Origin of the sequence: Actinoplanes sp. NPDC049265 (genome assembly GCF_043197135.1) — a bacterium.
In the GTDB taxonomy this organism is placed as follows: Bacteria; Actinomycetota; Actinomycetes; order Mycobacteriales; family Micromonosporaceae; genus Actinoplanes.
On record NZ_JBICSP010000002.1, the window covers coordinates 232,432 to 242,559 of the forward strand.

Annotated in this window: 8 protein-coding genes; 5 read left to right on the forward strand and 3 right to left on the reverse strand. The window is 68.0% G+C overall.

What is annotated here, in order from left to right:
* The first annotated feature begins 4 nt into the window (after window positions 1-4).
* Window positions 5-2,188: a tetratricopeptide repeat protein gene (locus tag ACGFIO_RS06800; RefSeq protein ID WP_392823034.1), complete on the forward strand. Its 2,184-nt coding sequence runs from the start codon at window positions 5-7 to the stop codon at window positions 2,186-2,188.
* A gap of 202 nt (window positions 2,189-2,390) precedes the next feature.
* Here ACGFIO_RS06800 and ACGFIO_RS06805 read toward each other — a convergent pair whose 3' ends face one another.
* A complete protein-coding gene (locus ACGFIO_RS06805; protein ID WP_392823035.1) occupies window positions 2,391-2,654 on the reverse strand; it encodes a hypothetical protein in 264 nt (87 codons plus the stop codon).
* Between the two features lie 16 nt (window positions 2,655-2,670).
* On the opposite strand from ACGFIO_RS06805, the gene ACGFIO_RS06810 reads away from it, so the two are divergent.
* The 4 genes from ACGFIO_RS06810 to ACGFIO_RS06825 all read left to right on the forward strand — a co-directional run bounded on the left by ACGFIO_RS06810 (window position 2,671) and on the right by ACGFIO_RS06825 (window position 5,623).
* Complete coding sequence (locus ACGFIO_RS06810) at window positions 2,671-2,913, forward strand: hypothetical protein (RefSeq protein WP_392823038.1); 243 nt, start codon at window positions 2,671-2,673, stop codon at window positions 2,911-2,913.
* Window positions 2,914-3,071: 158 nt separating this feature from the next.
* Window positions 3,072-4,361, forward strand: coding sequence for an MFS transporter (locus ACGFIO_RS06815; protein WP_392823040.1), 1,290 nt, complete (start codon window positions 3,072-3,074; stop codon window positions 4,359-4,361).
* 77 nt (window positions 4,362-4,438) lie between these two features.
* Window positions 4,439-5,230 (forward strand): alpha/beta fold hydrolase, encoded by a 792-nt coding sequence (locus tag ACGFIO_RS06820; protein WP_392823042.1) that lies wholly within the window; start codon window positions 4,439-4,441, stop codon window positions 5,228-5,230.
* Between the two features lie 174 nt (window positions 5,231-5,404).
* Entirely contained in the window at window positions 5,405-5,623 is a 219-nt protein-coding gene (locus ACGFIO_RS06825) for a hypothetical protein (protein WP_392823044.1), read from the forward strand.
* A 1,777-nt stretch (window positions 5,624-7,400) separates the two neighbouring features.
* Here ACGFIO_RS06825 and ACGFIO_RS06830 read toward each other — a convergent pair.
* Window positions 7,401-8,252, reverse strand: a complete 852-nt coding sequence (locus ACGFIO_RS06830; protein WP_392823046.1) for a hypothetical protein — start codon at window positions 8,250-8,252, stop codon at window positions 7,401-7,403.
* A 182-nt stretch (window positions 8,253-8,434) separates the two neighbouring features.
* A complete protein-coding gene (locus ACGFIO_RS06835) occupies window positions 8,435-10,027 on the reverse strand; it encodes a M15 family metallopeptidase (protein ID WP_392823047.1) in 1,593 nt (530 codons plus the stop codon).
* Window positions 10,028-10,128 lie beyond the last annotated feature (101 nt).

The window sequence follows — 10,128 nt, forward strand, 5'->3', positions numbered from 1 at the left end:
CGCGGTGCTCCGGTCCGGTCCGCCTTGGCAACGCCGGCTACGCCTGGACGCCGCACTCGGCGCCGGCGGTGGCGCGCTCGCCGTGCTTGTCGGCGGTGTCGTCGGCCTCCTGGACGACCAGCCGGCGGCAGCTATCGGCGTGTCGGCATGCGGTGCCGCCACGGTCGGTTGGGCCATCTATCGCCAGCTCCAGTCGACGCCTACGGCAGTCCCACCGAATACCGAGCCTGCTGCCCGACCGGTAAACGCTCCGGCTTGGAACATTCCGCCACCGGTGCGGGGCTTCATCGGACGAGATGGCGACCTCGCCGCGCTCGGCGAGGGGTTGGCAGACCATGGGCCGGTGGGCATGGTGGCGGTCACTGGGCTCGGCGGGATGGGGAAGACACAGCTTGCCCTGTGGTACGCCTCGATACAGAGGGAGCACCGCCACGTCAGCGTGGGGTGGCTGCTCAACGCCTCATCGCGGGGGTACTTGCTGGACGGGCTGGCCCGGTTGAGTGCAACGCTGGCCTTGCCGGAGTCCTCGAGCGTAGAGGTGGCCGCCGCGCGGGCACTAGGCGAGATCGTTCGGCGTCCGGGCTGGCTGCTGGTGTATGACGACGCCAAGGACCAGGCAACCCTCGATGGCCTCCTACCGCTGTCCGGCCCAGGACAGGTGATCATCACCTCCCGCTACGCTGACTGGCGCGGCTCGGTTGCGCTGATGCCGGTCGACGAGTTGGACTACGAGACTGGCGCAGACTTCCTCCAAGCACGCGCCCGCGACGGCGATCGGGCAGCCGCACTGGATTTGGCACACCGGCTTGGTGGGCTGCCGCTAGCTCTGGAACAAGCTGCCGCCTATTGCCGGAATGGCGGCATCCGGCTCCGCGACTATCTCAACCGATTCGAGGTTGCCCCGGCCACTTTGCTGAGCACCGGCCACCCGTACGGCTTGCGGCCGGTAGCGCGCACTTGGCTGGTCAATCTGGCCGCCGTCCGCCGCAGCGATCGCGCCGCCGTCGAGTTGCTCAGCTTCCTGGCCTTCGTCGCGCCGGTGGCACTGCCCCGAGACGTGCTCTTGAGATCGTTGCCGACAGCGCTCCCACGGCGTCTACGACGGGCGGTGCGCGAGGACCGTTCGTTCGACGCGGTCGTCGCCTTGCTCACGGATCTGTCATTGCTTGTCGCCCAGCCGGACGGTTTGTATGTGCACGCGTTGGTGCAAGAGGTGATGCGCGAACGGATTGCGTGGCGCGAGAGACGGCTGCCGTGGGGATGGACCCGTCGCAGATGGATCGGCTCGCTGCTGCGCATACTCGCAGAGGAGTTTCCGGCGGAGGGCCACACAGTCGATCAATGGGAACGCTGTGCCGAACTGCGCCCGCACGCCGAGGCGGCCCTGTCGCTGTCGGATCAGCTCGGCCCCTGGCCGCCGGCCGCCGCATCGCTCGCACACCTGCTCGCCCATTACCTCCGGGATCGCGGCGAGTACGCGGACGCCTGTAACCTCCTCGAATCTGCGACCACCGCGGCAGTACGCGAATTGGGCCGCTACGACAACCGCACCGTCACCTACATGATGTGCCTCGGGTGGGCACTACAGAAGACAGGTGATCTCGGTAGAGCCCGCGCGCTGTACGAACGCATGCTTGATGGCGTCGTGATCATCGACAATGGTCGCGTCACCTTCACCACCCCAGCTGAACACGACGACCGCGCACGGCTCACGTGCATGAACAATCTCGCGCACACGCTTTCCGAGCAAGGTGAATTCGGCCTGGCCGGTGACATCAACAAGCGCGTGCTGGCGGGCCGGCGCCGGATATTGGGCGACGACGACCCTGAGACCATGAGGTCTTGGAACGGTCTGGCCGTCGTGTTGGGTCGCCAAGGTCACTACATCCGCGCCCGGAGGATCCTTGAAAACGTGCTCCCGTACCAGCGCCGAGAGCTCGGCGACGACCATCCCGACACGCTCAACGTCATAAACAGTCTCGCCACGGTGTTACATGATCAGGGAGACCTCAACGGCGCTCGCGCGCTACAAGAGGAGGAACTCGACCGCCGCCGACGGGTACTCGGGGACGATCATCCCACCACACTCATCGCCATGAACCACCTCGCCGACACTCTTGCCGAGCTCGGTGCCGGTGGGCGGGCAGACCGGCTACGCCATGAATGCGACAAACGAGCCCAAAAATAGGATCCAAAACTGTCGCATCTTGTCCGATGCCTATGGCGTAGAAAGACGAGAACCGCCGATGTTCACCGCAGCCGAGCTCGGTGCCGTAATCATGAGAAGGGCAAGGCGCGACAGCTCCGCCCCGGCGGTCCCCCGGGTGTCAGGGTACGAGGCAGCGGTCGAGGTCGAGGCGGGTAACGGTTTCCCGCGGAAGAACGGCTTGTCATCGATGGGGACCGAGACGGGCGTCGGTGGATTCCAGGGTAAGCGTGCGGTAAGCAGATCCGCCTACCTTGGCCCGCATGCCGTGGAAGGGGCCGCGGTATTCGACGAACGAGGGAAGTGTTGCGATGCGAAGGATGAGATTGCTGCCCTTGGCGGCGGCCGGTGCCATCGCCCTGTCCGGCGTAGCGTTCCCGGGCAGTGCCGCCGAGGCCGCGGCCGCCTCCTGCACGGTGGGACCGAACAACTCCGTCAGTAACAGCACGCGCCAGGGATACATCTTGGACGTTCGGGTTTACCACCTGCAGAACTGCTCCGGCTACACCACCCTGCACTCGAGTGAGGACACTTACCACGATCTGCACTGGAGTCAGGTCGCGGCCGTTTACACCCCCGCCAACCGTTGCGCCGAGCTGGGGTACAACAACTCGACCGGGTACCACAAAATCAGGATCATGCAGGGCAACCAGAAGGTGTCGCTGCCCGACTCCCGCAATTACATCGTTGCTCCCTATCCCTGCTGACCCGCGCGCCACGCGACTGCCGGCGTCGGATGCGCCGGCAGTCGCGTGGCCGGGTTCGGTCCTGTCGGACGACGACGTCGTTCGCACTGCTCAGCCTTGACCGGGCCTTTCAGGAATCGACTTGATGCATTGCGACTGCGCTGGCAGGGTGATGCCTCGTGCCCAAGCCGGAATCGTTCCAGGACCAGGGCTCGGAAGCGCCCATAAGCGACGCGATAACGGCACCCGGTCCTGCCTCTGGCGGGCCTCTCCGCTCTCCTGCCTTCCGGTGGTTTTTCATCGGCCGTTCGATCTCCATGGCAGGCAGTCTCATGTCGCCCGTCGCCCTGGCCTTCGGGGTCCTGGAAATCACCGACAGCGCGGCCTGGCTGTCCGCGGTCACCGCCACCGCAATGCTGGCGATGGCCGCGACGATGCTCCTCGGCGGCGGTATCGCCGACCGGTACCGCCGCGACGCCGTGCTGAGCCTCACCAGTCTTGGCGCGGGGCTCACCCAGGCCGGCGTCGCAGTCCTGCTCCTCACCCATCAACACCCAGTGCTGCTGCTGCCCTTGGCCGCCTCCAACGGCGTTCTCCAAGGACTGACCATTCCCGCGCTGCGTGGCATAGTCTCAAACCTCGTAGCTGGGCGCGGCCTTCAGCGGGCCAGCTCCCTGTTGGCCTCCGCCCGAAACACCAACCGGATCATCGGCCCGGCCACCGCCGGCTTGCTGACCGCATCGATCGGCGGCGGTTGGGCGATCGCCGCGGACGCCGCCTCGTTCCTGCTGGCCGGCGCCTGCTTCGCTCGCATCTCACTGCCCGAACGGCGACCGCGTGCCAAGGACAGCCCGACGATGCTCGCCGACATGATGGAAGGCTGGAGATACTTCAAATCTCAGCAGTGGATCTGGTCCGTGACGGTGGCTTTCGCCATTTTCAATGCCACCAACAGGGGCGCCTGGCAGATCCTCGGCCCCGTGATAGCCAACGACACCATCGGCGCTGCGGGCTGGGGCCTCGTGCTGAGTGCCCAGGGTGTCGGAGCCCTGCTCGCCAGCGTTGTGCTGATGAAGATGACATTGATGAGACGGCCGATGACGCCGGCCCTGTGCTCGATGGCCCTGGCGGTTCTCCCACTCGTTCTGCTCGGCGCCGGCGCGAACACGTTCTGGCTCGCAGGGGCGGCACTGTTGACCGGGATGTCCGTCGAGTTCTTCACCGTGGTCTGGGAGACCGTCAATTACACCCACATCCCCGAGCGGCTGCTCTCCCGGGTCGGCGCCCACGACGAGTTCTGGGGGACTCTGTCCTTCCCACTCGGTCAAATGTCCGCTCCGCTCCTCGCGGCGGCGTTCGGCACCGCAGCCGTCGCCGTCACCGGCGGCGCGGTTGCGGCAGCGGTGATGCTCCTGGCTTCCCTCGTCCCGTCACTTCGCCGGATCGAGATCAACCACGACGACGCCTGACCGGTTCGACCGAACCACCCCATACACGCGACGGTCCTTCTTGGGAAATCGAAGCCGCGTGGGTGGATGATCGTACGGTGGATTCCTACGTGGACAATTTAGGCCGGGGCAACACTGACGCTGTGGTTCTGTTGCACGGATTGGGTACGAGCGGCTGGATGTGGCATCGGATCGCGCCGGTGCTCGCGGAGGATTTCCATGTTCTGGTGCCAGATTTACCGGGGCATGGGCGCAGCGGCCGGGCCTGGGTCTCGCTGGCCGACACCGTTGGGGCGGTGGCGGAACTCGTCAGGTCTCGTACGGCATCGGGGCGGGCTCATGTCGTCGGCCTGTCGCTCGGCGGTTACGTGGCGGCGCTGCTCGCGGCCAACGAACCGGCCGTGGTGCGCAGCGTTGTCGTCAGCGGTGTGAACGTGCTGCCCTTCCGCCACCCGACGATCATGCGACTGTTCGGCCGGATCATCGGCCCATTCGCAACGTCCGGGCCAGTGGTACGCGCGAACGCGAAAGCGCTCAAGGTGCCGGCCGGGGACCTCGCCGGCTATCGCAGCGCCGCCAAGGAAGTGGCGCGAGGGACGTACGCACGCGTCGGTGACGAGGTCACCGTGTTCGAGGTTCCGGCCGGGGCCGGATCGTCACCATGCCGCCTGCTGGCCGTCGCCGGAGCAAACGAGAACGACATGATTCTCCGGTCATTGCCGATCCTGGCCGAAGGGTTCGCACGAGGCGACGCGCGAGTCGTCCCCGGCGTCGGTCATGCCTGGAGCGGTGAGGAACCCGAACTGTTTACTGCGATGCTCCGGGCCCATATCGCTGACGCCGGCCTACCCCCGAGCCTCCATCGCCCGGCCGAGGCTCTATCGTCCTGACACCCGGACCGGCCCGCACCCACACCCGCTCATCGGCTATGTCCGCGTGTCGGCCGCAGCGAAGGTCCGCTACGGACAGCGACGGCACTTCGCGGCAGAGGAGGATTGCTCCGCCAGGAGTGAAGGAATCCTGCTCTACCCCAGTCTCCTGCTCACCCGGCCTCGAGGATTAGCGTGACGGACCAACCGGCCTTACCGTCGGAGAAGCACTGGGACTACGACGCGGACCTCGTTGACGGATTCGACTACGACACTGGAGCCGGACTGCTGCGCGGCGTCGCCGTGGCCGGCGAGTCGGAGCTGTTGACGGTCCTGCGAGACTGGCGGCCCGGCCCATCCTCGTTCCTCTATGCCTGGGATACCGCCGATCCCCACGATATCGGCGGCAGATGACGGCGCCCTTCTTTGCGCGAAGGCGGGCTCTGTGGCGGCTGAGTCTGTGTGCGATGGTGACAATCGTCGCTCTTTCTTGGTGATCGTTCAGTGTGATGGTTCGGCCGGCGTGCGGAACAATTTTCGGTATGCGACAGCTTCAATTGTTCACGGCGGCGGGATTGGCCGCCATGCGTGATCGGGCTGCATCGTGTCACTATTCTGTCGAGGGCGAGGAATTTCGCCGGGAGCATGCTCGTCATCGGGTCTGGGGTTTGTCACAGAGGCATGCCACGAAGCTGCGCCGGTTGCGGTCTGGAGCAGACACAGATCGGTCGCCGCGGGTGCCGGACCCAGCACCGCCGGCTCGACACCAGGCGGCGGGGTCGCCGGTCCTGACCCATACGGCCGGGGCGCACGTCGCGGCGCCGACTGGAGTGGGGCCGTCGGAGCAAACGGCCGCGTCCGGCGACGCGCCGACGGTGGCAACCGCCGCCGTGACCGAACCGTCGGCCACAGCCAGCGTCCCCGTGACCGACCCGGCGGCCGTGCCCCACTTCGCCGTGACCCACCCGGCGGCCACGCCCCACCTCACCGTGACCGACCCCGCGGCCACGCCCCACCTCACCGTGACCGACCCCGCGGCCACGCCCCACCTCACCGTGACCGACCCCGCGGCCACGCCCCACCTCACCCTGACCCACCCGGCGGCCACGCCCCACCTCACCCTGACCCACCCGGCGGCCACGCCCCACCTCACCCTGACCCACCCGGCGGCCACGCCCCACCTCACCCTGACCGATCCGGCGGCCGCGCCTAGCCCTGCTGCGGCTGGACCCGCAGTGCCGGACGTCGCCGTGCCGGATCCAGCGACCTCACCTGCGACGATCGCAAAACCCGGCGGCGACGCAAATGTCTTGCCCGTCCATACAGGACGAACCCCCACCGGCCTGTCCCGGAGAAAAGCCGTTACGTGCATCCGGAACCGCGTCAAACGTCGACCCGGACCCGTCCGAAATTACAAAAACGATCTGACAACCGGAATCCGCCAACCGGTGTCGGGCGGCGTGTATTGCTGCCATCGGCCGGCAATTGCTGAAGCCGGGAAGGAGCGAAGTCCGCCTCATCACGGCTCGCGGCGAAAGCGACTCACATCGGCAATCCGTGCGCGTGATCATGCCGGTGGCACGTTCTTCGGCTGCCTAGAGTGATGCGCCTTGTGGTTGTCCGCACTCGGCCGTGTTGCTGGCCTCGGCGAGTTGGACGTCTCCGGTTCTCGTGTGGCGGGGCGGTCGCTGGCACGGGGACGTCGGGAGCGAGGGGTCATACGTTGCCGGTGGGGGTGCGGGCGCCGAGGACCGCGCCGTTGTCGAAGGAGAACCGGCAGGAGGCGGTCACGGCATTGACGGTCATGATCGACCAGCGGTGGTCGGGTGATCTGGGGCGCAGGGCCGGTGCCGACTGCGGATCGGATCAGCTCGGCGGCGCTACGGGGACGGCCGGTAATGAATCGGTCAGGGTGTGTGCCGGCGGACTGCCGGTAGGTCAATAATGGTCCCTGAGCTGCGGGTATGCGGTTCTTGTTCTGCCAACTATGGTCCACCCCACGTTTTCGCAGCCGCCTTCGACACGAAGCTCCGTCTGGTTGGTCTTTGAATGCGTGAAGCCCAAACCGATCATCGGTCCGGGCTTCTACTGCGCTTGGCGGTATTTGTCAGCTCGGCCGGGGTCGGTCGTGCCGGATTTCGCCGCGTGCCGTGTCGCCGCCGATGACGCGCTGGGGCACCTGGTCACAGCATTACGCACCGGCCCGCTTCCGGCGGAAGGCGGACGTCAGCGAGGCAGCCCAGACCGGCACATACGCCGGGGGAAACTGCAGGCCCCGGTGGTGCCACCGGCCGGTCGACCACGACGTCGTCGACATCGACGTGAAGCCGCCGGCGCCCGACGAGCTGGTGTGCCAGCCGCCAGTCGTTTGCCCCAGCGTCGTCAGCGGGCGGAGGTGGGTCGCCATTGGTAGGCCCCTCACCTGCTCCTGCCAGTTTTCCGTGGTGTCGGTGTGCGTGTTCGGGCCGTACCCCCACGAGGTCGACACGCTGTGGGTGACACGCTCGCGGACGAGCGTGTAGGACTGATAGACACCCAGCGTGTACGCCAGAATCGCCGCCCACAGCGGCCAGACCGCGAAGCCGACCAGCACGGCGAGCCCGCCGTCGACCAGGCCGATGAGCCGGTCGGGCACCCAGAACACCACCAGCGCGAGCGCCTGACCGATATATCGGCCGGCGACCGCGAGCACCAGCCACAACACGATCAGGGCCCGCCAGGGAATTTTGCCGTACCACAGCGCCCGCGCGGCGAGCATCGCCACTGCCAGCGCCAGCAGCACGGCGTCGAGTCGCAGCGAGGCCCGGCCGTAATACGCCGCGCCGCCGCTCAGGATCAGGCCGGTCGCGAGCCGGCCGACCAGCACCCGCCACTGGACGCCGGCGAACGCCGAGCGGAGCAGCCACCAGACCAGCAGCGCACCGCCGAGCACGAGCGCCGGCCGGGCCGCGGAACGACCCTCGAACTGCTCGTGCAGTGTCCAGAACAGCGCGATCGTCGCCGTGAGCCCGGCGAGCCGTGCGAGAAGTCCCCGTACCCCCATGCATCGATTGTCGACGAATTTCGCGGACATGGCCACGGCGGTGCGACGACGAACGTGGTCCGGCCGCACCTCGGCTCGGAAGCGGCGCTCGCGTACTGACGACAGTGGACCGCGAGCGGCCAGATCTGAGGTTGTCGATCTCGCCTTCACCCGCCGAGAATCCGCAGTGGCGGGGGGCGCGTTCAGCCGTTGCCGAGGCCGACCGTGGTGTTGGCGGCCGATTTGACGATGCGGTGGATGGGGCCGAGGGCGCGCATGTCGAAGTGCATGATGTCGCGGCCGGCGGCGATGGTGTCGTCGCCGAGCCAGGTCAGGCCCGCGCCGGCGCTGTTGGTCATGGCCTTGACCAGCCGCTTGTCCAGGTGCAGGAAGCCCTTGGTGGGATCCCTCCAGTTCTTCGCGCCGCCGAGCGCGTTGAGGTCCTTGCGGTCCTGGGCGATCGCCTTCGTCCACTGCTCGGCCGTGCGGCCGGTCGCGGCCGCGTTGATCAGGGCGGTCAGGGCGGCCGCGTTCGCCGGGTCAGCGAGCGTGAAGTACTTCTCCAGGGCGGACGAGGCCTCCTGCAGCTTGTCGTAGCTGGCCTCCACACGCTTGTCGCGGTCGGCCTCGGCCGGGCGGCTGGCGAAGTCCTCCTGTGCCGCGGTGCGGCCGAGGACCAACAGGTTCGCCCGATCGATGATGTCCTGGATCTTCTGGTCGTTGTCGCCGCGGCTCTTCTTCGGGTCGAAGAGCCACGGGTTGGTGCCCGGGTTGAGGTCGATGGCCAGGCCGAACGAGTGCAGGCTCTGGCCCGGGTCGCGCAGGCTGCTCGTCGAGGTGATCCAGCCGCCGGGCGGTGTAGGCAGGGCCGCCAGCTCCTTCTCGGCGATGGCGAGTCGCTCGGCCAGCCGGCGGTGCACCTGGATCGTCTGGCCGAGGAAAGACACGGACGTGACCTCGGCGAACCAGGCCGTCGCCCCGCCGGTGATGCCGTTCGCGGTCAGGGTGGCCTCCTCGTCGGAGACCAGGCGCAGGTGAAGCAGCTCCTGGATCTCCTTCTGCCGCTTCTCGTCGGTCGCCTTGAGGGCCAGCTCCGCGGTGACGTCCCGGCCCGCGGCCTGCCCGACCGAGATGGCCTTGGCCGTGGTCTTGAGCCGGTCCGCGATCGTGCGGGACTCGGCCACCAGCCCGGGGGCGTCGGCCGCGGCGGGCACCTTCTTCGCCTGCTCCTCGGAGAGCGCGTGCGCACTGGTGTCGGCCTTCCCGACCTTCTTCAGCGAGGGCGCCGCCGGAGCAGAGGCGGGACCAGCAGAGACGGGACCAGCAGAGACGGGACCAGCAGAGACGGGACCAGCAGAGACGGGAGCGGAAGGGGCCGGGCCGGCGGAACCCGGACCCGCCACGGCCGGAATCGGAGCAGCCGGTGCTGGAGCGGCAGCGGGTGCCGGGCCCGGAGCAGAGGCCGGGGCAGAGGCGGAAGGAGCGGGAGCAGGAGGGCGGCGCAGGGCTTGGGCGACTACCCCGTTACGCAGGCCGGTCCACTCCCGGGACAGCGTGGCGAACCCCCGCTGCGACGGCCGGAGCTTGGTGCCGAGGAGGTCCGGGTGGGCCGCCCAGAATGCCACGTTCGTCAGCGCGTTCGGATCCCGGTGGCCCGCGTCCACGAGCGCTTCGAGAACAGTGGATGTCAGCCCGAGCGAGTCGATCGCCATCAGCAGTGCCCGCCCCACCAGCCCGGGTAGACCCGGCACGCCCCCCTCGACCAGCTCGGTCCCGGGCTCCGCCTGACGCTGCACGGCCCCGGGCTCCGCCTGACGCTGCACGGCCCCGGGCTCCGCCTGACGCTGCACGGCCCCGGGCTCCGCCTGACGCTGCACGGCCCCGGGCTCCGCCTACG